Origin of the sequence: Pseudomonas sp. TNT2022 ID642 (genome assembly GCF_028656995.1) — a bacterium.
Taxonomy (GTDB): Bacteria; Pseudomonadota; Gammaproteobacteria; order Pseudomonadales; family Pseudomonadaceae; genus Aquipseudomonas.
In genome coordinates, this window is the sequence record NZ_JAMDGW010000011.1 from 26,450 (window position 1) to 48,196 (window position 21,747).

A 21,747-nucleotide genomic window follows, 5' to 3' on the forward strand; every position below is an offset into this window, starting at 1 on the left:
CTCATCAGACCTTTGGCGCGAGTCGAGACAGACCACATCGTCAGGCTGTCGCTCCGCTGATCGTCGCCATTCTCGATCTACTCCGGAAACTCCAATGTCGACACTTTTCAATGAATTTCGCCTGGGCGACACCACGCTCAAAAACCGCATCGTCATGGCGCCGCTGACCCGATCGCGTGCACCCAATGATGCTGCCGATGAACGCGTGGCGCTGTATTACGCGCAACGTGCTACCGCAGGCTTGATCGTCAGCGAGGGCACGCCGATTTCCCGTGAAGGGCAGGGCTATCTGTTCAATCCCGGCATTTTCACTGCCGAACAGATCGCTGGATGGCGTCTGACCACCGACTCGGTGCATGCCGTGGGCGGCAAGATGTTTGCGCAGATCTGGCACGTCGGCCGCGTCTCGCACCCGTCGATCCAGGACGGTGGAAAACTGCCGGTGAGCGCCACATCCAAGCAAGCCGTCGGCGCTACAGCATTCGGTTACGACGCTGACGGCAAGCCAGCGCTGGTCGAGCCGCCGGCACCCCGTCAACTGGAAACGGCTGAGGTCTCGCGCATCGTCGGCGAGTTTGCGCAGGCTGCGCAAAACGCGATTGAGGCGGGTTTCGATGGCGTGGAAATTCACGGTGCCAACGGCTATCTGTTCGAGCAGTTCATGAATCCGCTGGTCAACGATCGGACCGATCAGTACTCGGCCGATCGATTGGAAAATCGTCTGCGCTTCACGCTGGAAGTGATCGATGCTGTAGTCGCACGGATTGGCGCGGGTCGGGTAGGCATCCGTATTTCGCCGTATGGCCAGCTGTTCGATATGCCGCTGTATGAGCAGATCGATGAAACCTATACCGCGCTGGCTGCGGAGATTGGTGCTCGGCAACTGGCCTACGTTCATGTCATGGATCAGTCCGGGTTTCCTGCTCCGGGTACCGAAGGTGGTGGCAGCGGGCCGAAGGCAACGTTCCTTGAGCTGCTGTCGACCATTAAGTCGAAATTGCCTGCAACAGCGCTCATTCTGGCGGGCGGAATGTCGCGCCAGCGTGCGGACGATCTGATCAATGACGGCATTATCGACCTCGCCGCGTTCGGCACTGCCTACATCAGCAACCCTGATCTGGTGGCGCGGCTGCGAAACAACTGGCCTCTGACCGAGGCCAAACGCGAAACCTTCTACGGCGGCGGGGCTGACGGTTATGTCGATTATCCGCCTTACAAAGGTTAGGTAACCGCTGAAGTACTGCAGCCGTCACCGTTACTCGGGGCGGCTGCTTTTTCATGTCGGGTGCAAACAGGCCTGCAAGAATGTTGCGGGAGGACAAGCAGGCGAAGTTCTGTTTTAGTGCAAATCACCTGTTCTTGATGATCGGAATTCCTTATGCACCTCAAAGCGCACCGGTACTTCACCATGGTCGCCGTGACTGGCAGTTTCTCGGCGACGGCTCGGCATTTCCAAGTGCCGGCGTCGTCCGTTTCACGCTTCATCGCGGCGCTCGAGCGAGAGGTGGGTCAGCAGCTTCTGTATCGAAATACCCGTGCAGTGAAACTGACGGACGCGGGCGAGCGTTATTACCAGCAGATCCGCGAAGTGCTGGAATTGCTCGATGCCGCTGATGAGGAAATCGCTGGAAAAGGTGCAGAGGTGCGCGGACTCGTACGGATCAACGCTCCAGTCGCCTTCGGCAGTCTGCACATCGTCAAACTGCTCAATGGTCTGTATGACAAGTATCCCGAGCTGACGGTCGAGTTGACAGTCACCGATGCCTTTATCGACCCGGTTCAGGAGGGCGCCGACCTCATCTTTCGGGTCGGACACTTGGGCGACTCTGGCTTGATCGGCCGGAAAATCTGCGATCAGCACTATGTTCTGTGCGCCAGTGCGGACTACATAGCTAAGCATGGCCAACCCGCGTCGCCGGCGGATCTGCAGAGTCATGCATGCCTGGTCTACAAGGGAACCGGCGGCGCGCAGCGCTGGTATTTCAGAAAGCCAGGCAGCGACAGCGCCGAGATTATCGACGTCCATGGCCCGCTCAGAAGCAATAATGGTCAGGTACTGGTGGAGGCCGCGCTGGCGGGCAGGGGGATCGTGTTTTTCCCGTCCTGGCTCTTTAGCCCCGAGAGCTTCAAGAACCGGCAGCTCATTCGGCTTTTACCTGATTGGCAGGGATCGGTGGAGCAAACGCCGAGCCAGATCCATCTGCTTTCCCCGGAGAATCGCCTTCGATCGCAGAAAGTACGTGTGGTGTGGGACTACTTCATCAGCGCGATCGGTGAACCGCCTTATTGGGATGATCTTGGGGATTGCAACTGACAGAGACATTTAGCGGGGGGCTCGTTCAGTTAATTCCAGACACCCATCGACAGTGCGCCGCAGTACATCGCGGTGGTGCAGACAATAACCTGGGCAATCAAGAAACCGCAGCCTGCTCCCAAAAATGCGATGCCGGCGACGATCCAGGGCAATCGCGCATTCACGCGGGATCTCAACAACCACGCCGAAACGCTGGTGCCGACGAGCATTCCCGGGGCAGAAAACAAATGCCCCAACCCAACGAGACCGCCCTCACGACCCGAGCTGGATACGATCGCCATATAGACCAGAAGAGTGACGACCGCAGCGCCTGTCGTTCCTGTTAGAAACAGGGGCCGAGCACGAAGAATCAAGCCTGGCAGCCACATCACCACAGGCGCCAGCGTGAGGTACCAATAGCCTAAGTAGAGCGTGTTCCCCGCACCCGATGCGTATGCCAGAACGAGCGCCAGCAAAACAACTGAACAGAGCAAGTCATCCCGAAAGACCATTTCATTCCCTTGAGTCGCTATAAGCGCCGACATTGCTCCGTAGATTAGCTGACTGCAGAATCTTCGTTCTTGGTTTTCTTCCAGATGCGGCTGGTTGCTGATATGTTGGTGGCCAATCGGAATCATTGCCACGAAGGGATCTCATGCATTCTTTTTTTTCGAAAACGTTTGGCGGGTTGAGTGGCCCGGTTTATTTGCGGCACTTTTTGTTCGGCGCCGTCATCGCCGCACTGCTGATTGCCGTGTCGGTCAGCGGCAAGCACCAGCCAAACTTTGGGTTCATCAGCTACGTCCTGATCAACACCGTACTGTACCCCTACGCAAGGTTCGTCTACGAAAGTGTGGTTAGCTACATCGTTGGAAACAATCAGTTTTACTGGAACGCCTCGACGTTCGTGATCGCGAAATACCTCACCATCATGATGTGCTGGGCGTTCTCGATCTTTATCGCTCCCCTTGGACTGATCTACCTGTTCTTTCGTAATGGCAAGCGCTCAGCGATGTGACGCTTATCGAAAGCTCGGCCATTGCGTCGGGCACTCATCTTGCTCGAAAGGATTCAGCTCGTGGAATACACCGCACATACTCTAGCCGCCGAATTGAAGCGTCAGATCATCAGGCAGTTGCCGTCCAGGCCGCTGGTAGGTGGCGGATTTCTTCATTTTGAACTCAAAGCATCAGTCAAGGCTGAAGTCAGTGCTGATGTGTCCTACGAAGCGTTTGAGACAGTATTGCTGGATTTGAGCGCAGAATGCCCGGAGTGGGAGATAGAGCTTGAGGGCGGCCATGACAACCTGAAGGCGACCTTCACCAAATAATCCGTGCATTTTGGCTGCTGCTTGCAACGTCAAACGGTGCTAATGTCGGTGAGGTTGAACCTGACACAGAAAACGCATGGAGTTGTCTATGGAGACTGCCGCAGATTACGAAAACCAATTGCTCTTGGCGATCAGTCGATCTACTGAGCATGGCCCCGTGGGTATTGCCATTGAGCGTAACCCTGCGCCAAATGATAAAGCGCACTGGCATCGTCTGAAATCATGCTTGAACGGACTGGTTGAACGCGGACTTCTCAAAGCCTTTACATGTTCGCTTTCTCACTCTCTTAGGCATGACGTCACTCGGTCTGGGTGGATGCACTTGCGAGTGTTGCGCAAGCGCAAAAGAGTTGCGTAGGACCGCTCTATCATAAGCCCAGCCATCGTGCTGGGCTTTTTATTTGGCCTTCAACCTTGAGCGCATTTAGTGAGATACTGGCAGTTCGCTATTAATTAAGAGATGCTCATGAGCAATTTGATGTTTGTTGTAGAAGTTTTCGTATCGTGTGTTCACCAGATTCCAACAGCCGTCGTGGCAGGGCTAGTCACCTTAGCGGCCCTATGGTGCCGAAAGCAGTCATATGAGAACCAGGCCGCATGGACAATTGGCCTTGTGGTCGTGCTCTGCCTTTGGGCTATTTTCCCACAGGGTTATCACCTTGTTTCACCGCCTGACGCAGAGCATTACCTCGGAGGTGGTCTTGCTCCGCAAGCACCGAATTACAGTGCTATGTTCGTTGCTGATGTGATCATGACTTTCGTCGGTTGGGCTATCGCAAAAATCTTCTGGGATCGAAACAACTAAGCACTCGCCATGGCTATGCCAAGGGACTGCAGGCTGTCGATTTCTTGCTTCCACGATTAGAAAACCCGGCTAGATGCTGGGTTTTTTATGCCTCAAATTTACCTCAACTAGGGCGGCCTCACTGAGGCCTGGCCGTCGATAGCCGGATAGTGCGACGTACGGAATCAACACCGGTAGCCCGCGCAGTCTTATCTCACATGCTGTCGGGGTGCCGCGAGACTGGATCAGCTAGATCGAGGCAAAGGGGCGTCGACGTTGAGAAAGCCTTTGGCAAGCCAGCTCGGAAAGACGAACGCACCAGCACATGGCCTCGGCATTTGCAGGGGCTTTTGCGTTTTTGCCTAATTGCGTTAATCTCGACGTGGCCATTTGGTATGACCAGCATAGGGATTAGCATGCGAGACAACAGAAAATCGATAGGTAGTTCAATTCCGCGAGAAGAACAGCCGCGGAAGTTCAAGAAAGGCGATGTCGTCCTATACGTGAAAGGCCAAGTGGTTCGCAAGTCAAAGTCTCGCAAGGTTATTCAGGACGGCCAGCAATTGACAGTTGGAGATCCCGGGCCAATAAACCTTGGTGGCGATGTAGGGGCTGTACGTCTCCCTGATAACTTTGTAGACATGGTCGGCTGCACCTGGAAAGACACTGATGGCAAAGTCATGTTTGCCAAATTTTTAGAAAATGAGTTGCTTCCTTTGGGAGTGTGACTACGTTTTACTCGAAATGAAGCCCTGGCAGATGTCGGGGCTTTTTCCTTTTCTGCTCCCTGCACCCATTGCTCCGAGCTGGGAGTGCAGATGGAGCTGATTCAAATCCGCAGGGGAGTCCCTGCCAATTGACCACCACTCCCTGACGGGGAGGAACCAAGATGCCAAACATGCCAGACAAACCAGGCACATGGGCGATAGCGCTTGCGTGTTTGAGCCAGCATTCGCCGATCCTCTATGCGGCTGCGCTGTCCTGCGCTATGGCCGTGCTGCAGATCACTTACGGTGGCGGCACACGTCGCTAGATGCTGGTGGGAGGCACCATCTGCGGCGACCTGACGCTGACCATCATCAGTGGTCTGGACTTCTTCGGACTGCCCCAGAGCATGGCCACCTTCGCGGGCGGTTGAGTAACCATCACGCCAATCACTAGTTTGTCGGCACTATTCGGGCAAGGCGCTACGAGGGCAGCAGTCGGCGCAGACGGCGGAGGGCAGGTCTCGGCGAGCCTCAGTTACTATCAGTGGCTAAAAGCGCAGCCGGCGGCCTTCCAAGACGCTGCGCTGGGGCCTGCGCGGGGCAAGCTGTTGCGAGATGGTGGCCTGACTACCGAGCGCTTCGCTGTGCTGCAACTGGACAAGAACTTCAAACCGCTGACGCTGGAGCGGCTCAAGGAACTGGAGCCGCTGGCGTTCGAGCTTGCTGGGCTGTAAGTCAGCAGCCTTTCCGCTCGACGTCGAAGGCCATCAGTTGTTCAAAGTAGATGGCATGCCATGGATTCACTTCGCCAGCAAAATCGGCAGCTTGGGCGACCCTTACTTTTTCGTCATCAGTTTGCTGGGAGGCTGTCATAAATTTTCCCAGTAGATTCATCGTTTTTGTTGCCAGCTTTGGTGGGGAATTTGCTATGAGGGCCTCTGCGGACGCCACCGCTGTTTCGTACCGGAGTGCCAGCTCTTCATGCGAGGGATTGGGGTGGTATGGATAAGAAAGGGTCTTCGATATAGACACGAGCATGAATTCCGCTTTGGTGCGAAGGTTTTGTTCGCGCTCGTCGAGCCTTTTCACGCAACTCGTGCGCAGATCCTTTTGCGTCGACACGTGAGTGCCATAGGTTTGTAACCCTACTCCAGAGGCAGTGAACAATCCTGCAATCAGTGCTGCTTGCACCGTCACATCAAGTCTCAGCCATCTCGATTTTGTGTTCTCGTTGTAGGGTTTCGGACTTCTCATTAGGCACTGCTCGCACAAAGGATCAAAAGGGGTCTTATTCGCGGCGGCATCCTACAACGCAGCCAATCAAAACTGACCCGCTTATGCGGTTTTTTTATGCCCGTCAGGCGGGCCAATCAATCCCCTGGGGATAGCCACATGCCTTTTTTTTCGACCCGGCCGCCCACGGCCTAGCCTTCGACGAAACCCAAACCGCCGCGCTGAAGGCAGCGCTGGGCGGCGAGGTGCAGAAATTCCTGGACGGCGAGGTCTCGGGCCTCAAGTCCAAAAACACCGAGCTGATCGGCTCCAACAAGACCGTCAAGGCCGAACTGGACAAGCTGAAAGGTCAATTTGAAGGACCGTATATCGAAGCGGTGAAAGGCTTGCTCACCAAGGTCGGTCAGGACGAAGAGACGAAGCTGATCGCTGAGGGCAAGCTCGACGAGGTGATCAACCGCCGCACCGAGTGCCTGCGCACCGACTCCGATAAGCAAATCAAAGCCGCCCATGAGCGCGCCGACAAGGCCGAAGCCTTCGCTGCGAAGTACAGCGACAAAGTGCTGACCGATTCCATCCGCGCTGCTGCCATTAAGGCCAGCGCGCTACCCGAGGCTGCCAAAGACATAATCTTGCGCGCCCGGGGCACTTTCAAACTCAGTGAAGACGGCGAGGCGATTGCCACCGACCGTGACGGTGAGGTCGTTTACGGAAAGAGTTCGGTGAAACGTCATCGCTTGCCAAGTCTGGCGGGCACTGCAGGCCTTCCGCCCTGATATAGGCGCGGCTGATGTCCTGCAACCGCTCGATGCTTACGGCTGTGATCTCCAGCTCGACCCCGCAATCATCCCGATCCATCATGTCTGCCGGGCGCCACCGGTCTACCGGGTTTCCACAGTCGTCGTAGTCGCCATCAAACTCTGATCGCAGTACGACGTAACCGGGATCGTGGGGCATGCCTCCGGCAATTGCCCAGTCTTGGCCATGGCTTACCTCTTCAATTCCGCTGGCTGCCATCTCGTGTAGGGTTTCCCGGTGTCTCTGTAGGTTTTGCATCTGGAAGTCTTGGTCATCGAGAGTTGTTCGCCATCGCTGAAGCCGGAGAGTTTTGGCTTGTTCGAAAGTTATGCTGTAGGTCTCGCTGTACAAATTCTGTATTTATGTACAGCAATCAGGTCGCGGCAGGTCGGCGAGGGCTAGGCGACGAACAGTAGCGATAGGACTGCTTTCGGCCAAAAAGAGACAGTGGACATCACTCACGCCAAGGCGCTAGCGTCAGCCCCTTCAATTCGAGGGCTACACCATGGATGCTATTGCCGCCTACTCAAATGAACACCATCGCCGTTGCGTCGTGGAACTCTGGGAAACCGTATTCGGTTACGAAACCGCGCATAACACTCCCAGCCTGGCCATCGACAAAAAAATGGCCGCAGCGGATTGCCTTTTCTTTGTGGCCCTGTCAGGACATGAAGTTGTTGGCACCGTTCTCGCCGGATACGACGGCCATCGTGGATGGTTGTACTCGGTGGCGGTGCACCCGTCGCACCGCAGAAAAGGCATAGAGATGAATCTAGTCCGTCATGCAGAGGATGCTCTGACCGCGCGAGGCTGCATGAAAATCAACCTGCAAATCATCAGCTCAAATGAAAGTGTCAAAACCTTCTACGAATCTCTGGGCTACTCGACCGAGCCGCGAATCAGTATGGGCAAAAAGATCGAGTCGAATATTGAGATGCCGGGAGAGCAGGCTTGGTAAACGTCCGCGTCGGGTCGACACCTAGCGCTGGAGGATTACCGCTATTGGCCGATTGACGCCTGTCGCAAAGTGCAGTTATCGACCCATGCGAGACATCAATTCACGGGCCGCCGGTATGGATGAGCAAGGTTATGAATGCAGCGAATGGAGAGAGCAGAATCAGCCCGCCGACGACAACTGCCCAGTCCCAGGCAAAACCACTTTCTCCCTTGAAGCGGCCGCCACTCAAGAAGCTCAGTACGTGGACGCCAACACGATGAGCTATCGAAGCTCGACAGTTCGAAAGCTCATGATGGCGGCTTCGAGAGTGAGTTGGTTCTCATTGATTTTGTAAAGCAGGGAAGGGAGCAGATCTGAATTCGGCATGGGGTCTCCTCTGTGAAAAAACCAGCGTAGCACCGTGCTACATGAAGAGTGTTTTACGTTTGGCAGGACGCCGGAGAAGAGAGAGAGCAGAGAGTTCTGTAACGCTTCAGCTAGCGCGGCGGAAATCTCAAATGCCAGAAACGACAAAGCCCTGAATAATCAGGGCTTTGTCGGTACAAAATATGGCGGAGGCGATGGGATTCGAACTCATGGACCTGTTACAGTCGACGGTTTTCAAGACCGCTATGGAAAGCCGCCGAATACGCGGCGTCAGTCGTTTTTTCGTTCCATTACTTTTGTTTTGCAGCACCTCTACAGACCGCATTCTACAAGGGGCGTGTTTCGAGTTATGGAACGCATTTTCTGCCTATTTTGAGGGTTTGGCGATCGCGCCGATACGGCGATAAACCCGTTCAGTAATGTCGCCTTTTGTGTGCCCGAGCAACAGGCTGGCGTCACCAACATCGCTGATTTCCGACGCCGCTTTCGGCCGAATATCCCGGAACTGGAATTCACCGATCCGCTTGGCCAGCAGCTCGTCTCCCTGCTCAAGAGCTTCCAGTTTTGCCTTCTCTCGCGCCGCGTCCCATCGCTTCCTCAGCATCGTCGCAGTCATCCGTTTACCGCTCCGGTTGATAATCAGGTAGCTCGAAACGTGGGCAGCGTTTCGCTCTGTGATCGCCGCGATCAAAATGCCCAGGCTGTTCGCCTCTCCAGCGGCCGTCATTTGAATGCGCAGCTTCTTGTGCGTCTTGTTCTGCTGAACAGTCAGATATCCGCCTTCAACATCATCCTTCCGCATAACCAGCACATCTGCCGGCCTTTGCCCGGTCAGATAGGCTAGGTCCATCGCTTCCTTCAGCTCCTGAGCTGCCTTCTTGTACACCGCCTCCCAAACCACATCATTCGCGTAATAGTCCCTCGGCGTCTCCTTGTTCTTGCGCACGCCTTGGCAGGGATTTTCCTTCGTCGTCAGCCCCCATTCGCGGGCAATGTTGAAAATGTGGGAGAGGGTAGCGATCTCACGGTTCGCCCGGACCTTCGCCGATCGTGCGTCTCGGTAACCAGCAATCGTTGCTGGCGTGATCGAGTCGATCGGAGCGCTGTCGAACATCGGCCGAAGCTGCTTGATTTCCGCCAAGTTGTCCTTCTGCGTGCGGGGTGCTTTCTTTGGCACCACATCACGAATGTACCGGTCGAAGATTCCCTTCATGGTGCGCAGGTCGAGCGGCTTTTCCTTGGCTTCGAGCTCGGCCCACTTCAGCCGAGCCTTGTCGAGATCCTTGCCCAGAGGGATGTCATTACCGAGCAGGTCGCGGTAGTAATACGCGGTCCAGGTACTACCGTTTTTGCGCTTCCGTGAGCGCTTGTACATCCGAGGGGGAAGGTGCTGGTGCTCGGTCTTGCGGGGGCGCATATCAGTTCACTCGCGAATAGTCTGGCGTCCATGCCGGCGCGGCCGGCGGCGGGTTAGGATCGGCAATCGTAGGGCTGATCATGCCCAGCTTCATGCGGGCATACATCCGACCCACCAGCGGGCGCTTGCCCCGGCTTTCGACGAACACCCACTGGCGATCAATCAGCCAGCGTCGCTGGTAGGCCCTCGCCTTGTAGCCAGTGAGTTCGGCCAGCTCCTCGTCGGAGAGAATTTCAGTTTCCATAGTGATGCTCCATGCCGCGCGTGGCGGCAGAAGGTGGTGATGGGGGTTATGCGGCTGGCGCTGAATCGTGAAACACGTCCATCTGCGCCGCACCGTCGAGCCAGGCCGCCGAGATCCGGCGTTCAGCCATGGCGGCATAGTCTGGGTTGAGTTCGCAGAGGATCGACTTGCGGCCCTCCTGCATGGCGACCACCGCTGTGGTACCGGCGCCGCCGAACGGGTCAAGCACCACACCACCGCGGGGAGCCCCGGCCAAAACGCATGGCCGGATCAGGTCGGGCGGGAATGTGGCGAAGTGGGCGTCCTTGAAGCTATGGGTCGCCACAGTCCACACGCTGCGCTTGTTCCTCGTTGCCGTGTCCCAAGTGCTTTCCTTTCGGTCTGGTCGGTGCGTGCCTTTGTTCTGCCCCGGGATCACCTGCTCTCGCTTCGAATCCTCTCGCTTGAAACTATCGCGCCGTGCACGCTCCGCACCTTCCTTGTGAAAAGCTCCGTGGCCACCGTCGCCGGTTGAGGTATCCCAGCCGGTCGGCACCGTTGCTCGCGGCTTCGTCACTGCGTCGAACCCGTGACCGAAACCGACGCCGGTTGGCGTGGCGCCATAAATCGCCGGCTCGCGTATCGCCTCCATGTCGCAGTGGTACCGACGGGACTTGCTGAGCAGGAAGATGTATTCGTGGGCTTTAGTGCACCGATCGCGCGTCGACTCCGGCATCGGGTTCGGTTTGTGCCAGATGATGTCCTGCCGCAGATACCAGCCGTCATCCTGAAGTGCGAAGGCCAAGCGCCACGGAATGCCCATCATGTCCTTGTGCTTGAACCCTTCCGGGATCTGACTCGACCGCCGGGCATTTGCCGTGCGTACAGCAACGTGAGGCGCGTCCGTGTTGTGACCGCCAAAGCCAACTGGCCCGTTCGGCTTGCTGGCGTAGCTGTCACCCATGTTCACCCATGCCGTGCCGTCGTCGCGGAGTACTCGACGCACTTCACGGAACACATCGACCAGCCGCGCGATGAACTCGGCCGGGGTTTCCTCCAAACCGATCTGCCCGTCTACGCCGTAATCGCGCAGGCCGAAGTAGGGCGGGCTGGTAATGCAAGTTTGAACTGACTTGTCTGGTAGGGTCCGCATCATGTCGATGCAGTCGCCGACCAGAATGCGGTGTTGTTCTGTCATCGCCACGGCCCCTTGTAGATGAGGTAGGCCATGTAGAGCGGGGCGAGAATCATAATAGGTCCGCTCCTGCTTCGAGGAGGCCGTCGCGGTCTTCGCGCAGGCGCTGATTCTCGGCGATCAGCGCCAGCACCGCCTCGGGCGAACACTCCTTTAGGAACTGCTCGTCGCGGTGCAACAAGCCGGCATCCTCGATCATGCCCGCCCAGCCGTGCGAGCGAATGACCTCGTCGCGGCAACCCTCGGCCAGTTGCTGAAGTTTTGAATAGTCGCTCATCCGATCACCGCCTTTATGGTCAGTACCAATGGAAGCCAGAAGAAGAGGGTGCAGCCGGCAATGCTGGTGAGGATCATGGCGTCACCCGCTTGAACTCGACGACCCAGACCCCCGGGTTGGTGCCCCAGTCGCCGCCGGTACCGATCCAAAGGTCTTGGAATGCAGCGGCAGGTGACTTGAACCCGAACTGATGCCAGTCATCAACGTTGCTCGGGTCATGCGGGTTCCAGTGCCAGCCACCACGGACGTGAGGAGTGATCCCCTCGGCCTTGGCCTGGTCTTCGCTGATGTCCTGCAACCGCTCGACGCGGACGTCGGTGATCTCCAGCAGGATGCGGCTGGCCCATCGCGGCATGTGGATACTGGGCCGTGCACGCCAGATCCTGTCTGGGTCGGCAGATGAGTACGAGCCGTTACGCAGGCCACGGGGATAGTGGCGGTTCGGCTCATTCGGCGGCTCGCCGTTAGCGCGGTAGTGGATGCGGCGAGATCCATTCCACTTGTCGCAGTCGCCTTCTGGGTATGAGGAGGTCCATTCACCTGCCTGCCAGAAGCTTTCGCGCCCCCACAGCAGGTCGCCTGGCTGACCATAAGGGCAGAGGTCGGCGTAACAGCTGGCGCTGTTCGGATGCACCTCTCCATCCGCCGGCAGTTCATGGCATTCGCCCAACTGAACGCCGTAGCCAATTTCCTTGAACGATCGTGCGCTGGCCGCGCGGCGGGTAACGGTTTTGCGGCCATCCAGCACAGCGCTGGCCATCGGCCCGTTGAATAGCATCGGGCGTTCTTTTGCTTGAGACATAGCTTTGCCTTGGCTGCTATATCGCAGCAGTGAATAGAGGGTATGGTTTTTTTTGTGCTGATAAAATGTTGAAATACGCTTTGCTGGCAAAAAAACTAAACTGGGAGCTTCCGATAATTACTATGGATGAGCAGCTTTTTCATTACACGGATCTGGCGGCGCTTGCTTCGATTGTGAAATACAGGAAGCTTTGGCTGACAAACATAGGGTTCTTGAATGATGCGGATGAAATGAATAATGGTGTGAGATGTCTGCATAATCAGTTTAAAAAGATGCTTGCCGAAAAAGACCAGCCACCAGAGCGGGCATTTACGACAGGATTTCTGATGGCGGCCCTGGCATCCATGAGTTCGGATGAAACCGACCACTCGATTTTCACCTGCTCTTTCAGTAGAGCCCCAAATCTGTTAAGTCAATGGCGCGGCTATGGGAATTTTGCCATTGAATTTTCACGGAAGGAACTTGAGAAAGACCATAGACTTTTGGACTGTATTTATAGTGATGTGAAGAAGCGCGCTGAGGCGAAGAATGTCATATCGAAATTGGTAACTACTTTTGTTGACATTGATGCCGATGCCGATTTTAGTAATACAGTCCTGCAGAAAGCCGGTGATGCGTCTGTGGAACTTAGCGTTAGTGCAGGGGCTTTTAAAAATAAGCACTTTTCTGCAGAGAAAGAAGTTAGGATGGTGGTGGCGGGTGCTTATGTTGGTGCGGAAATATTGTATAGATCTCGGGGCGATTATCTTGTCCCTTATCTGGAAGTTGAAGTGTCGCCCGAGAGTGTTACTGCGATCCATATTGGCCCTATCGCTGATCAGAGTTTAGCGGAACGCTCAGTGAAGTCGTTGCTTAACTCATGCGGCTACTACGATGTCAGAGTTGTTAAATCTGACATTCCATTTCGAGCATGATCCAGCCTTCCTGTAATTCATAAAAGCGCCTACGGCTCCCGGAGATCAGGCGGCAGCAGCTTTCTTCTGTACTAGCCAAGGGTTGTTCGCGTGAGCAAGTGCAGCCATCGGCGGCGGGCTGACGCTGTTGCCGCACATGTGCACCTGCTGGGTCTTAGTGAATGGCTTGCCGTCGGCGCCGTGGCTGATGATGTAGTCGGCCGGGAATCCCTGAGCCTTGTACAGCTCGGCCGGTTGCAGCATCCGCAGGCAGATGTCGACGATCACGTACGACGTGCCCTTGATGGTGACGGTTACCAGCCCCAGCCGATCCTTGGTGGTGATGGTTGGCGCTGGTGCGTCGGCGGCGCTCATGTTCTCGGTACCGTAGTAGCTGATCAAGAATGCGGCGACACGCAACGCACCGGCTTCAACCTCTGGCGAGAGTTGGAGCTCGACCAGCGAGCTCTTGCCGCCACCTCCGGCGGTGATCGTTGGTGCCGGTTCGTCCACGCCCTGGCCAACGCTGGCGCCGAACTGGCGCTCCATGAAGACAGTGACCAGTCCATGGTGAGTGCCGCCGGCGCTGATGGTGTGCAGCGGATCGGCGGTGTCCCGCGCATCGCAGTTGCCGCGCAGGTGCACCAAGTTCGCCGTCACCAGCTGCTGCTGGCTTCCGGTGTTGGTGACCGTGGTCATCGGATCGTCGACGCTCTTGGCGTCGGTGGTGTTGAACCCGCCGTTCATCTGGGCCATGAACACGGTTGAGATACCCATGGCGTGAGCGGCACCGGCGGGGCGCTGGTAGTTGCCGCCGCTGGTGATGGTCGGCAGCGGTTCGTCGAGTGCCTTGCCTTCGTCCGCAAACCGGAACTTCACCAGGTGCGCAGCGGCGATTGAGTGCCCGCCGCTCGCAGTAACCGTTCCCAGCGGATCACCGGCAAACTTGCTGCCGTCGCCCCAGCGTTGAACACCTCCCTGCTTCCCTTCACCATGTGCAGCGGTAACCATCACCGGGCTGGCCACGGCGAATGAACCACCACGTGGCCAAGACGTCACGGTTTGCAGCGGCTCATGTGCAGATTGCACGCTGTCGCCGGACCAGTTCGCGATCGGCACGATGAACGGGTCAGCCGCATCGATTACGAACTTCTTCATGCCCTTGGCTATTCGGCGAAGGGTGGCCGGTGCCAGCGGCTTTGCCCGGTCGAAAATGCTTTTGCTCGGGATCGTCCAGTCGATGCACTCGGCGGCGGTGCGCCACTTCTGTTGTCCTTTGGCTGGGTTCTTCGCGTGAGTCGGCTCCGGCCACACAATCGGCTGGCCATCGCAGCGGGCGATCATGAACAGGCGCTCTCGGCTGGTCGGCGCGCCGAAGTCGCAGGCCTTGATGACCCGCCATTCAACGGCGTAGCCCAGACGCTGCAGCTCGGCGACGAACACCACCCAAGTCTGGCCGCGACGCTTCGGGTCAGGTACCAGGAATTGCTGGTGAACCGGTACTACTTCGCCAGGCTCGGCAATGGCACCGCCCAACTTCATTACCCGGCCGGTGGCCTTGCAGCGCTTGGCGATCAGCGGCCCCCATTGGAGGATCTGTTTCACGTTTTCCAAGCTGATGACCCGTGGCTTTTTCTTGCCAGCCCACTTCAGGCCGATCCATGACAGGTTCCGGATCTCGCGCTTGCGCGGTTGACCACCGGCGGCCTGGCTATGATGCGTGCAATCCGGCGACATGTGGAACCAGCCAACGGCCTTGCCGCCGCACTCGGTGTCTGGATCACCTTCGAACACATCGGTGGTGTAGTGCACGGCGCCCGGGTGATTCACGGTGTGCATGCTGATTGCTTGAGGGCTGTGGTTCTTCGCGACATTCACCGCGCGGCCCAACCCATCTCCAGCCCGTTACCGGCGCCGCCGCCACCACAGAAGAAGTCGACAACGATCTCATCGTCCTGAGTGCTGAAGCCGAGTCCGTATTGAGTTTTGAAATCGAAGGGGTGTTTCTTCTGTTGTGCGGACATAGGGGGGCCTCGGCGCTATATTTGCGCAAACAAATTTGGGGAGTCGGATATGGATCGGTTCTTAGAAAGCGCGCTGCCCTTTGGAGTTATCGCTCTCTTATGGATCTGCCTGACAATACGTCATGCGGTAAAGCAGGTTAGTCAGCGCATCGATGCGATAGAGGTGGATAGGGCTTGGTTCACCAAAAGGCGTGATGAGCAAATTGAGAGTCTTCAAAGCGAGGTCTATGAGCTGAAAAGCCTTGTCAGAGACCTCGTCGACTTTCAAAAAGGTGACGGGCGCTACCGGTATGACCCAGATGATCCTCGACTGCCTGCACACCTTCGCGATCAAACAGGTCGCGATTACTGATAGTCCTCGCCGGCTGGCGTGATTCGTAGAAGTGGGGTATTTATCTGCAATCTCACACTGGCAGGAGGCCGAAATGAGGTTGCAGAGCGATGTAGACGCGCTGGCGGCGATCGAAGAGGACGCCAAGGCAATGCTGAAACGGATAGGGCTGCCTGACGATGCAGTGAAGCTGGAGGTGGTCGTGTTCCTTCGGGAGGTGATCGACCTGGCCAGCTACATGGAATCGAAGCATCGGCTGGTTGAAGCGCCGGCGTTCGTCTGAGCTGGCGCATTGCCCGCCGTTGCGGTATTTGTGTTCTGCCCGGCATGGGGCCGGATCAAGGAGAGAAAATGACTATTGCCGAAAAGCCTCAGCATCAGCTGGAAGAACTGCTTTCCAACGGCGCAGCGCTTGAAGTGTCTGCGCGCGGTAAAATGCCAAATCAGCTTGTTGATTTAGCGGTATGTGCCAAGCGTGGTGGATCACACCTGACAATCAGTGATCTGGGGCTACTGATGCAGAATCAGCTGATTGATATTGCTAGGGCAGGGAGCGGTCACGTCACCCTCAAGGATTGAGTGGGAAGGACAACTTCGTCGTCTGACTCTGGCGGATCATCGGCGAGCGACTTCATGCCGGCTGCCTGAATGATGCACGACACCTTTTCAGTAACAACAAAAGGTGTCGTGACACACTTCAGCATCTTGGCCTGGGTATCGAAGTCGGCCGCGAGCAGGTTCCGCAGCAGGTTCTGATACACCTCCTGCTGGTTGTTGAAGCCGTGGGCGGCCATGACCCGCTTGAGGTCTGGCTTGAACACCCCGGCCACCTCAACCGTAAATTTCTCTACGCCCAATGCAGCGTCCTTTGCTGCAGCCTTCTCGCGCTTCCTGCGCTGCTTCTTGGCTTCCTCCGTCAGTTCCTTTTCCTCGGTCATGGCCTACCTCTTCAATTCCGCTGGCGGGCAAGTCCAGCCAGGTCTGTCGTTTACGTTGTTGGGGTCTGGAACGTCTCACGCAGCTACCTTCACCTGATGCCAGGCGCCGGCGGCGTAGAACAGTTTCGCGGCTTGGGCTTCGTCCATCGAGATCTCGTCCGGAATGGCGATCGCCAGACTGCGGATCTGCCGGCAGCTCTTCCAGTTCGCCATGATCTGGCTGCCGCTGGGGTCTATGTTGACCACCGCGACGTGGTTGGTGCGCAGCAGCGCCCGGCAACTGCGTTCAGCCCGGGCGAAACCGTTGTTGAGTTTGCGTTTCGACTTCATATCGCGTCCGCCATTTTGCGCAGAGCCCTGCGGTCAGCGGCCGATATCGGCTTCGGGCGCCGCTTGAGGACCGTTTCAGGGTCTATTTTCTTCGAGCGGGGAGGTGGCAGAGGATTGCGCGGCGGGCTTTTCAGTTGGTCGATCCGCCCGCCGGCGGCCAGGTACTGCGCGATTCGCTCAGAGATCGACTCGGCATCCGAACGGTGCTGCTCGACGAGGTTGAGGTGGTTGCTGATCATGCTCAAGCTCCCAATCTATGGGCCTGCGCCCGTGCTTTATCTGCGACCTCATCAACCATGCGGTTCAGTTCCAGGTTGAATTGGACGAGCTCTCTGTGAAGGTTGGCGATGTAGTCTTCGTCGCGGTAAATCGTTTCGATGTAGAGCTGACATTCCTCGTCCTGTCGAGAATCGAAGGACAGAAAGTCCCACCATTGCCTGCCCGTCACGAACATGCAGCCCTGAATCTGCGGCATATGTTCCTCGGGCATGCCCTCCAGCCAAGTCCTGACGTGGATCGCTTCGTTGAACGGGCACTTTGATTCGGTACCACCGTCGTCGTTTATCAGGCCGTCTGGCGAGCAGCCGAGCCAGTCATACTTCGGGTGAACGATGAATTCCGACGGCACAACAATGTTCCCGGTAAGCATTTCGTAGGCGTCTTGAGCCTTCTGTTCTTCCGTGTGGCCCCACTTCATGGAGGCGCTGCTGACGTTGTGCTTGGACTTCTTCGCCAGTCGTTCGAAGCACAGCTCGCGCATGTAGGAGGTGCGCGCGCCCATCGGCTCGCGCTTCCCATTTTTGTCAGGCTTCCCCCAAGCGATCACATCTTTGAATCGACTGGCCGTCACTCGACCAGACCGGTCTGAATGCCACTTTTCAGTGCCTTGAAGTTCGGTTCTCACTACGCCGCTTCCTCGACCTGAGACAGATCGTCGCCGGGGCCAGTCATGTCGGTGAAGTCAGCATCAACTGTTGCAGCCATGCTCTTGAGTGCTTCGTGACACTCCAAGCCTATTGCTGCGCGCTGTTTAGGCTTTAGAGCTGCCCAAGCTGCTGCATAGGCATCGATGTCCTGTCGCTTCGCGACGACCAGCAGGTCAGCGAATACACCGTCGATCTCTGGTGATGGAGATTTCGGTCCAAAAGACACTTCAGCGGCGGCAGCGGTGTTTGAGGCTTGCTTCGCAGGGGTGATATCGATTTCGCCACCGTAGGAGTCTTCGAACTCGTCAGGCGTGTAGACGCCAAGGATGACGTCCGGGCAGAAGAGCCTCGCCCATTTTTTCGTCACCAGATAGGCGATTTGCTGCTTCGGATCCTCCGCCCAAAGTGTCGAGTTGCGAGTGCGAACTTGAGTGAGCAGAAGCTGCAAAGTGCGCGGCTCCTCTTCGCCTTTGAACGTTGCCCAGACTTTGATTCCGAGCCCTTTCTCGTCGTCGAAGCTCCACCCCGGAACGCGGTATTTCTTGAACTCGCCCGTGTCCTCGTCCTTCTTGGTTCGGCTGGTCACTTCGCGCATCTTTCCGATGACGTTTTCCCATGTGCCGAACCACTCGAAGTTCAAGCGGCCCTTAACTGGCGCCTTGGCAGTGATCACGGCATTGACGAGCTGAGCCTCGTAGCTCAATGCACCGCCGTTGACGATGAAAGTCTTCTGCGCAACGGCGAATGGGTTCATCTGCCACTGCATCGCTTGAAGCACCACTGCCATGCAGTCGGCTTGATTGCCCTTAAGATGCTTGGGGACTGTTGTCACGCCCTTCGACATCATCATGGCGAGATCGCTCATCGACTTCATGGTGTTCGGGTCGAGAATGAGCGCTGCCGCGTTGTGGGACGGGTCTTGGTAAGTGGCAAGGCCGGTCGAGGCTTGGGTTTCTGAGTCGTTCATTGCGCTCTCCTTGGCCGACGATCTGTTCGTCGACCTTTAGAGGGGAAGGGAAGGGTTAGAAGCGAATTGCACGAAGCCAGGCCCGGGCGGTGTCGATGCTTACATCGAAGCCCAGCGCGACGACCTCGACGATGTCTTCGACCGGTGGCGCGGTGGTGGTCTCGTCGTCGAATTCAGCGGCGATCGCCTGCGTATTGATAGTTGCGACCTCGACCTTCTCTTCGATCATTGGTGTTACGGGGGCAATGATCGGAGCAGGTGCGGTAGCTTGGGCGCGCAGGCGGGCCAGTTCTTCCTGATCACGTTGGTTCTGCTCGTCCTTCAAGCGCTGGGCGTCTTGATCACGCTGCAGTTGCTCGCGCTGCCGGTTGAGTTCTGCCTGCTGGTCTGCAATGCGCTGGCGATCTTCTGCTGCGATCCGTTGGCGTTCCTTTTCTGCGTTTTCATCGGCAATCCGTTGCTTCTCGCGCAACTCGTCGAGCTCTTTCTGCTGGGCTGCCAGCTTGGCGGCAGCCTCTTCACGCTCGACAGCAGCCCTATGCAGCGTTTCAAGCTGCTCAATAGCGTTGTCCCGGGCGATGGTGCCTTCAGCTTCAAACTCGGCGTATTCCTCTGGCAGGATTACCGACTCTTTGACGCTCAGCAGGACGTTTGCAACATCGGCAGCGCTCCGGCTCGCGTATGCAGCAGCGACTGAACTGAATCGGGTGATTTTTGCTCGGATGGTTTCGACACGCTCAGCTTCGATGCGCTCGCGTTCAGCCTTGGCGTCAGCTGCGCGCTTTTCTTCGGCCTTGATGGCTTCGTCGATAGGCGCTTCAATCGCCAGCACTCGATCCTTCAGCGCCTCGCCAAACTCTTTCACCTGGTTGACGCGCGCCTGGGCTTCTTTGACTTTCTGCTGGTAAGGAACGAGTGCAGTCTTGGTGGTGTTCGCCAAGGCATAGCGCACGTCGCGGATGTCGACCCGCACTTCCTTGGCGTTTGCCAGCCCCTCACTGGTCGAGCAGTCAACGACGAGCTTCGCGTAGCTGGTTTCCAAACGGACGATCTGTTCCTCATGCGGCCGATACTCGGCGATGTCGGTGACGGCAACTGCAGGAGCAATAACGTTCTTTGTGCTACCGGTTTCACTCAAATCGAGGTCGGCCGATGCGGGGGCTTGTTTGGCGTTTGCGGACATGACGATTCCTTGCCGCGCCGAGCGCAGCGTGTGGTGGTGTTGTTTATTGAGTGACGCGATCGGCGAGGGCGCTGAGCAGCATCAGGAAGGTGAAAACGCCGATGGCGGAGAACGAGCCGCGTCGTATCAACAGCCGGCGCGCTCGCTGGAGACTGGTCACCGGAAAACCCGGTAGGTGGTCGAGTGCGGCACCTCACAGATGCCAGACGAATCGCGCGCCGTGGTGTAAGCGGCCAGTCCTGCAACGAGGACGGTAGCGAGGATCCAGTAGGCTAGCTTCATGGCCGAGCCCTCACCGCGATGCGACCGCCTTTCATGGTGACCGACAGGCGCTGCGGGAGGTTGTCGACCAGGTCCTCGCGTTTGCGGCCAATGACCTCGTTAAAGGGAAGGCCGAAACCGAGGATGGCGATGCGGCGCTCAATGTCGTCGAGCTGTTCATCGACCAGCGTTTTCACCGGTGGCGTTGTCATGCGGCTCTCCCTTTTCGGAATTCGTATGCATGGTTCAGTCGTTCGCTGTAATCAGCGTCCTCTGTCGCGCTGATAATGCTTAGCGCGCGGAAAATCATCAGAGCGGTGTTAGCTGAGGACCGGACGGCCACTGCACTGCAATCCGGGTCGGACATGCTTTTTATGTAGCCTTCGAGCATCCCAACGGCCAGATCGTGATTGCCTGCACCGGTATGGCCGGCGGTCACTGGGACCTGCTGAGCGCTCATTTCAACCCCCAGAACTCACCGTAAGCGACCAGTGCAGCCGCGATTCGCCTGGCGCGCGCTTTGCGGTCGACTATCTCCTGAGCTGCCATCAGCGCTTGGCGGTGCGTGCGCTTCTGCTCAGCAGCTTCGTAGTCGTGGAAGTCTTCGACCTTCGGCGCTTTCGGGCGCCCCCAATCGTCATAGCGCCTGTCCCACTCTCGGGCCTGCGCACTGTCTGCATAGCTGGTTGCCATGGTCGCCTCCGTGGTGGCGGGTGTTGATCCAACAAAACTCGGATGCACTCATCCGCTCCGCTGGCTGCCGTTGGGCGCGGAGGGGAGTGCATTCGGGATTGGTCGGGGGATGGTGGCCCGGTCTCGCTGCTGGCGACAGACCGGGTTTGCAGCGTCAAGTTGTCTTCGTGCGCTGGGGTGGCCTACCGCATTCGGCCGATGTGCGGTGACATCGACGGCCTACTGTCCGCTGCCTGTATGAGTGATGGGCGCCGGCCTTCAGGCTTGCCGCGCCGCGCAGGTGAATCGGTCACTTATTACATGATGATCGTCCTCCAATGCGCGCCGTTGGCATCTTGGCGGGCGCTCGCCATTCTCAGTCTTCAAGAGGTGCAGATGGCCGGGCGCGAATCCGGCGAGAGCGGACCCTTTCGGGACGACCGCTCGGAGGAGCAACCAGCAAAACTGGCGCCTATTAACCTGCGTTTCTCTAGGGCCGCCGAAGCGTTCAACCCAGCTTTCAACGCCGCATCTGCTTGCCGGGTACGTCTCCGGCGCGGGCTTTACCGCCGTGGTGCTTGGTGCTGGCTTGATTACGCGCAAGCTACCCCGCGTTGATGCAGATGCCCGGTGCTGATCTCCGGGTTGAGAGTCATGCCGAGGTCAACGGCTTGCGCCTACCTCAATATCAGTTATTACGAGCCGGTACCGCACGGGCATAAAATAGTACTTAGCCGGTCAGCGCTCACTCTCGGAACTGTTAGTTTTCAAACCTGCCCATCAGCCTGGGCGTGCATCCGCATCGGACTGCTCTCAGGCTTCCGATGGAGGTTCTTGAA

29 protein-coding genes and 3 pseudogenes are annotated in these 21,747 nt (G+C 57.3%); 14 read left to right on the top strand and 18 right to left on the bottom strand.

Going from position 1 to position 21,747, the window contains the following annotated elements:
* Window positions 1–94: 94 nt before the first annotated feature.
* A complete protein-coding gene (locus M5G26_RS11580; RefSeq protein WP_273915372.1) occupies window positions 95–1,225 on the top strand; it encodes an alkene reductase in 1,131 nt (376 codons plus the stop codon).
* 153 nt (window positions 1,226–1,378) lie between these two features.
* Window positions 1,379–2,314: a LysR family transcriptional regulator gene (locus M5G26_RS11585; RefSeq protein WP_273915373.1), complete on the top strand. Its 936-nt coding sequence runs from the start codon at window positions 1,379–1,381 to the stop codon at window positions 2,312–2,314.
* A 29-nt stretch (window positions 2,315–2,343) separates the two neighbouring features.
* On the opposite strand, the gene M5G26_RS11590 is transcribed toward M5G26_RS11585, so the two are convergent.
* Window positions 2,344–2,937: a hypothetical protein gene (locus M5G26_RS11590; protein WP_273915374.1), complete on the bottom strand. Its 594-nt coding sequence runs from the start codon at window positions 2,935–2,937 to the stop codon at window positions 2,344–2,346.
* A gap of 11 nt (window positions 2,938–2,948) precedes the next feature.
* Between M5G26_RS11590 and M5G26_RS11595 the strand changes: the two genes are divergently transcribed.
* The 6 genes and pseudogenes from M5G26_RS11595 to M5G26_RS11620 all read left to right on the top strand — a co-directional run.
* Window positions 2,949–3,311, top strand: a complete 363-nt coding sequence (locus M5G26_RS11595; protein WP_273915375.1) for a hypothetical protein — start codon at window positions 2,949–2,951, stop codon at window positions 3,309–3,311.
* A 60-nt stretch (window positions 3,312–3,371) separates the two neighbouring features.
* Window positions 3,372–3,623 carry a hypothetical protein gene (locus M5G26_RS11600; RefSeq protein ID WP_273915376.1) on the top strand — a complete coding sequence of 84 codons (252 nt, stop codon included), beginning with the start codon at window positions 3,372–3,374 and terminating at the stop codon, window positions 3,621–3,623.
* Between the two features lie 466 nt (window positions 3,624–4,089).
* A complete protein-coding gene (locus M5G26_RS11605; RefSeq protein WP_273915377.1) occupies window positions 4,090–4,428 on the top strand; it encodes a hypothetical protein in 339 nt (112 codons plus the stop codon).
* A 395-nt stretch (window positions 4,429–4,823) separates the two neighbouring features.
* A complete protein-coding gene (locus tag M5G26_RS11610) occupies window positions 4,824–5,135 on the top strand; it encodes a hypothetical protein (protein WP_273915378.1) in 312 nt (103 codons plus the stop codon).
* Window positions 5,136–5,296: 161 nt separating this feature from the next.
* Window positions 5,297–5,542: pseudogene (locus tag M5G26_RS11615) on the top strand (phage holin, lambda family); the annotation flags it as partial.
* A gap of 21 nt (window positions 5,543–5,563) precedes the next feature.
* Window positions 5,564–5,848, top strand: a pseudogene (locus tag M5G26_RS11620) (phage head morphogenesis protein); the annotation flags it as partial.
* A 1-nt stretch (window position 5,849) separates the two neighbouring features.
* Here M5G26_RS11620 and M5G26_RS11625 read toward each other — a convergent pair.
* Window positions 5,850–6,311, bottom strand: a complete 462-nt coding sequence (locus M5G26_RS11625; RefSeq protein WP_273915379.1) for a hypothetical protein — start codon at window positions 6,309–6,311, stop codon at window positions 5,850–5,852.
* A gap of 257 nt (window positions 6,312–6,568) precedes the next feature.
* Here M5G26_RS11625 and M5G26_RS11630 point away from each other — a divergent pair.
* Window positions 6,569–7,063 (top strand): annotated as a pseudogene (locus M5G26_RS11630) (hypothetical protein); the annotation flags it as partial.
* A gap of 587 nt (window positions 7,064–7,650) precedes the next feature.
* Window positions 7,651–8,103: a GNAT family acetyltransferase gene (locus tag M5G26_RS11635; RefSeq protein ID WP_273915380.1), complete on the top strand. Its 453-nt coding sequence runs from the start codon at window positions 7,651–7,653 to the stop codon at window positions 8,101–8,103.
* A 733-nt stretch (window positions 8,104–8,836) separates the two neighbouring features.
* Here the strand turns inward: M5G26_RS11635 and M5G26_RS11640 are convergent.
* From M5G26_RS11640 to M5G26_RS11660, 5 genes are all read right to left on the bottom strand, one after another.
* On the bottom strand, window positions 8,837–9,886 hold the full coding sequence (locus tag M5G26_RS11640) for a tyrosine-type recombinase/integrase (protein WP_273915381.1): 1,050 nt from the start codon (window positions 9,884–9,886) through the stop codon (window positions 8,837–8,839).
* 1 nt (window position 9,887) lies between these two features.
* Window positions 9,888–10,130, bottom strand: coding sequence for a DUF4224 domain-containing protein (locus tag M5G26_RS11645; RefSeq protein WP_008077047.1), 243 nt, complete (start codon window positions 10,128–10,130; stop codon window positions 9,888–9,890).
* 46 nt (window positions 10,131–10,176) lie between these two features.
* On the bottom strand, window positions 10,177–11,307 hold the full coding sequence (locus M5G26_RS11650; RefSeq protein ID WP_273915382.1) for a DNA-methyltransferase: 1,131 nt from the start codon (window positions 11,305–11,307) through the stop codon (window positions 10,177–10,179).
* A 49-nt stretch (window positions 11,308–11,356) separates the two neighbouring features.
* Window positions 11,357–11,581 carry a hypothetical protein gene (locus tag M5G26_RS11655; protein WP_273915383.1) on the bottom strand — a complete coding sequence of 75 codons (225 nt, stop codon included), beginning with the start codon at window positions 11,579–11,581 and terminating at the stop codon, window positions 11,357–11,359.
* A gap of 73 nt (window positions 11,582–11,654) precedes the next feature.
* On the bottom strand, window positions 11,655–12,383 hold the full coding sequence (locus M5G26_RS11660; RefSeq protein WP_273915384.1) for a morphogenetic protein: 729 nt from the start codon (window positions 12,381–12,383) through the stop codon (window positions 11,655–11,657).
* Between the two features lie 65 nt (window positions 12,384–12,448).
* Here M5G26_RS11660 and M5G26_RS11665 point away from each other — a divergent pair, with 65 nt between their 5' ends.
* The gene (locus M5G26_RS11665; RefSeq protein WP_273915385.1) at window positions 12,449–13,297 is read left to right on the top strand and encodes a DUF2971 domain-containing protein; all 849 of its coding nucleotides are present in this window, start codon (window positions 12,449–12,451) and stop codon (window positions 13,295–13,297) included.
* Between the two features lie 45 nt (window positions 13,298–13,342).
* Here the strand turns inward: M5G26_RS11665 and M5G26_RS11670 are convergent, their stop codons facing one another.
* On the bottom strand, window positions 13,343–15,115 hold the full coding sequence (locus tag M5G26_RS11670; RefSeq protein WP_443218383.1) for a DNA cytosine methyltransferase: 1,773 nt from the start codon (window positions 15,113–15,115) through the stop codon (window positions 13,343–13,345).
* A gap of 35 nt (window positions 15,116–15,150) precedes the next feature.
* Window positions 15,151–15,300, bottom strand: a complete 150-nt coding sequence (locus M5G26_RS29525; RefSeq protein WP_443218384.1) for a hypothetical protein — start codon at window positions 15,298–15,300, stop codon at window positions 15,151–15,153.
* Window positions 15,301–15,349: 49 nt separating this feature from the next.
* On the opposite strand from M5G26_RS29525, the gene M5G26_RS11675 reads away from it, so the two are divergent.
* The 3 genes from M5G26_RS11675 to M5G26_RS11685 all read left to right on the top strand — a co-directional run bounded on the left by M5G26_RS11675 (window position 15,350) and on the right by M5G26_RS11685 (window position 16,210).
* The gene (locus M5G26_RS11675; protein ID WP_273915386.1) at window positions 15,350–15,652 is read left to right on the top strand and encodes a hypothetical protein; all 303 of its coding nucleotides are present in this window, start codon (window positions 15,350–15,352) and stop codon (window positions 15,650–15,652) included.
* A 73-nt stretch (window positions 15,653–15,725) separates the two neighbouring features.
* Complete coding sequence (locus tag M5G26_RS11680) at window positions 15,726–15,914, top strand: hypothetical protein (RefSeq protein WP_273915387.1); 189 nt, start codon at window positions 15,726–15,728, stop codon at window positions 15,912–15,914.
* A gap of 68 nt (window positions 15,915–15,982) precedes the next feature.
* The gene (locus M5G26_RS11685; protein WP_273915388.1) at window positions 15,983–16,210 is read left to right on the top strand and encodes a hypothetical protein; all 228 of its coding nucleotides are present in this window, start codon (window positions 15,983–15,985) and stop codon (window positions 16,208–16,210) included.
* On the opposite strand, the gene M5G26_RS11690 is transcribed toward M5G26_RS11685, so the two are convergent.
* The 9 genes from M5G26_RS11690 to M5G26_RS11730 form a co-directional block, all read right to left on the bottom strand.
* Window positions 16,189–16,569, bottom strand: a complete 381-nt coding sequence (locus M5G26_RS11690) for a hypothetical protein (RefSeq protein WP_273915389.1) — start codon at window positions 16,567–16,569, stop codon at window positions 16,189–16,191. The genes M5G26_RS11685 and M5G26_RS11690 overlap by 22 nt on opposite strands.
* A 75-nt stretch (window positions 16,570–16,644) precedes the next feature.
* On the bottom strand, window positions 16,645–16,899 hold the full coding sequence (locus M5G26_RS11695) for a hypothetical protein (protein WP_273915390.1): 255 nt from the start codon (window positions 16,897–16,899) through the stop codon (window positions 16,645–16,647).
* Window positions 16,896–17,138, bottom strand: coding sequence for a hypothetical protein (locus M5G26_RS11700; protein WP_273915391.1), 243 nt, complete (start codon window positions 17,136–17,138; stop codon window positions 16,896–16,898). The genes M5G26_RS11695 and M5G26_RS11700 overlap by 4 nt, the downstream gene beginning before the upstream one ends.
* Window positions 17,139–17,140: 2 nt before the next feature.
* Window positions 17,141–17,803, bottom strand: coding sequence for a lambda exonuclease family protein (locus tag M5G26_RS11705; RefSeq protein WP_064116720.1), 663 nt, complete (start codon window positions 17,801–17,803; stop codon window positions 17,141–17,143).
* Window positions 17,803–18,792 (bottom strand): RecT family recombinase, encoded by a 990-nt coding sequence (locus tag M5G26_RS11710; RefSeq protein ID WP_273915392.1) that lies wholly within the window; start codon window positions 18,790–18,792, stop codon window positions 17,803–17,805. Before M5G26_RS11710 ends, M5G26_RS11705 begins: the two co-directional genes overlap by 1 nt.
* A gap of 55 nt (window positions 18,793–18,847) precedes the next feature.
* Window positions 18,848–19,975, bottom strand: a complete 1,128-nt coding sequence (locus M5G26_RS11715; protein ID WP_273915393.1) for a hypothetical protein — start codon at window positions 19,973–19,975, stop codon at window positions 18,848–18,850.
* 156 nt (window positions 19,976–20,131) lie between these two features.
* Window positions 20,132–20,257 carry a hypothetical protein gene (locus M5G26_RS11720; RefSeq protein ID WP_273915394.1) on the bottom strand — a complete coding sequence of 42 codons (126 nt, stop codon included), beginning with the start codon at window positions 20,255–20,257 and terminating at the stop codon, window positions 20,132–20,134.
* Window positions 20,254–20,448: a hypothetical protein gene (locus M5G26_RS11725; RefSeq protein WP_060766136.1), complete on the bottom strand. Its 195-nt coding sequence runs from the start codon at window positions 20,446–20,448 to the stop codon at window positions 20,254–20,256. The genes M5G26_RS11720 and M5G26_RS11725 overlap by 4 nt, the downstream gene beginning before the upstream one ends.
* A 244-nt stretch (window positions 20,449–20,692) precedes the next feature.
* On the bottom strand, window positions 20,693–20,929 hold the full coding sequence (locus tag M5G26_RS11730; protein WP_273915395.1) for a hypothetical protein: 237 nt from the start codon (window positions 20,927–20,929) through the stop codon (window positions 20,693–20,695).
* Between the last annotated feature and the right edge of the window lie 818 nt (window positions 20,930–21,747).

Excerpts from the sequence above, each read along its gene's own strand:
- M5G26_RS11700 (WP_273915391.1), bottom strand. The coding sequence starts at position 17,138 with ATGATCAGCAACCACCTCAACCTCGTCGAGCAGCACCGTTCGGATGCC.
- M5G26_RS11670 (WP_443218383.1), bottom strand. The coding sequence starts at position 15,115 with ATGCACACCGTGAATCACCCGGGCGCCGTGCACTACACCACCGATGTG.
- M5G26_RS11585 (WP_273915373.1), top strand. The coding sequence starts at position 1,379 with ATGCACCTCAAAGCGCACCGGTACTTCACCATGGTCGCCGTGACTGGC.
- M5G26_RS11595 (WP_273915375.1), top strand. The coding sequence starts at position 2,949 with ATGCATTCTTTTTTTTCGAAAACGTTTGGCGGGTTGAGTGGCCCGGTT.
- M5G26_RS11725 (WP_060766136.1), bottom strand. The coding sequence starts at position 20,448 with ATGACAACGCCACCGGTGAAAACGCTGGTCGATGAACAGCTCGACGAC.
- M5G26_RS11580 (WP_273915372.1), top strand. The coding sequence starts at position 95 with ATGTCGACACTTTTCAATGAATTTCGCCTGGGCGACACCACGCTCAAA.
- M5G26_RS11680 (WP_273915387.1), top strand. The coding sequence starts at position 15,726 with ATGAGGTTGCAGAGCGATGTAGACGCGCTGGCGGCGATCGAAGAGGAC.
- M5G26_RS11645 (WP_008077047.1), bottom strand. The coding sequence starts at position 10,130 with ATGGAAACTGAAATTCTCTCCGACGAGGAGCTGGCCGAACTCACTGGC.
- M5G26_RS11715 (WP_273915393.1), bottom strand. The coding sequence starts at position 19,975 with ATGTCCGCAAACGCCAAACAAGCCCCCGCATCGGCCGACCTCGATTTG.
- M5G26_RS11690 (WP_273915389.1), bottom strand. The coding sequence starts at position 16,569 with ATGACCGAGGAAAAGGAACTGACGGAGGAAGCCAAGAAGCAGCGCAGG.
- M5G26_RS11675 (WP_273915386.1), top strand. The coding sequence starts at position 15,350 with ATGGATCGGTTCTTAGAAAGCGCGCTGCCCTTTGGAGTTATCGCTCTC.
- M5G26_RS11635 (WP_273915380.1), top strand. The coding sequence starts at position 7,651 with ATGGATGCTATTGCCGCCTACTCAAATGAACACCATCGCCGTTGCGTC.
- M5G26_RS11695 (WP_273915390.1), bottom strand. The coding sequence starts at position 16,899 with ATGAAGTCGAAACGCAAACTCAACAACGGTTTCGCCCGGGCTGAACGC.
- M5G26_RS11610 (WP_273915378.1), top strand. The coding sequence starts at position 4,824 with ATGCGAGACAACAGAAAATCGATAGGTAGTTCAATTCCGCGAGAAGAA.
- M5G26_RS11730 (WP_273915395.1), bottom strand. The coding sequence starts at position 20,929 with ATGGCAACCAGCTATGCAGACAGTGCGCAGGCCCGAGAGTGGGACAGG.
- M5G26_RS11650 (WP_273915382.1), bottom strand. The coding sequence starts at position 11,307 with ATGACAGAACAACACCGCATTCTGGTCGGCGACTGCATCGACATGATG.
- M5G26_RS11655 (WP_273915383.1), bottom strand. The coding sequence starts at position 11,581 with ATGAGCGACTATTCAAAACTTCAGCAACTGGCCGAGGGTTGCCGCGAC.
- M5G26_RS11660 (WP_273915384.1), bottom strand. The coding sequence starts at position 12,383 with ATGTCTCAAGCAAAAGAACGCCCGATGCTATTCAACGGGCCGATGGCC.
- M5G26_RS11640 (WP_273915381.1), bottom strand. The coding sequence starts at position 9,886 with ATGCGCCCCCGCAAGACCGAGCACCAGCACCTTCCCCCTCGGATGTAC.
- M5G26_RS11685 (WP_273915388.1), top strand. The coding sequence starts at position 15,983 with ATGACTATTGCCGAAAAGCCTCAGCATCAGCTGGAAGAACTGCTTTCC.
- M5G26_RS29525 (WP_443218384.1), bottom strand. The coding sequence starts at position 15,300 with ATGTCCGCACAACAGAAGAAACACCCCTTCGATTTCAAAACTCAATAC.
- M5G26_RS11605 (WP_273915377.1), top strand. The coding sequence starts at position 4,090 with ATGAGCAATTTGATGTTTGTTGTAGAAGTTTTCGTATCGTGTGTTCAC.
- M5G26_RS11710 (WP_273915392.1), bottom strand. The coding sequence starts at position 18,792 with ATGAACGACTCAGAAACCCAAGCCTCGACCGGCCTTGCCACTTACCAA.
- M5G26_RS11720 (WP_273915394.1), bottom strand. The coding sequence starts at position 20,257 with ATGAAGCTAGCCTACTGGATCCTCGCTACCGTCCTCGTTGCAGGACTG.
- M5G26_RS11665 (WP_273915385.1), top strand. The coding sequence starts at position 12,449 with ATGTTGAAATACGCTTTGCTGGCAAAAAAACTAAACTGGGAGCTTCCG.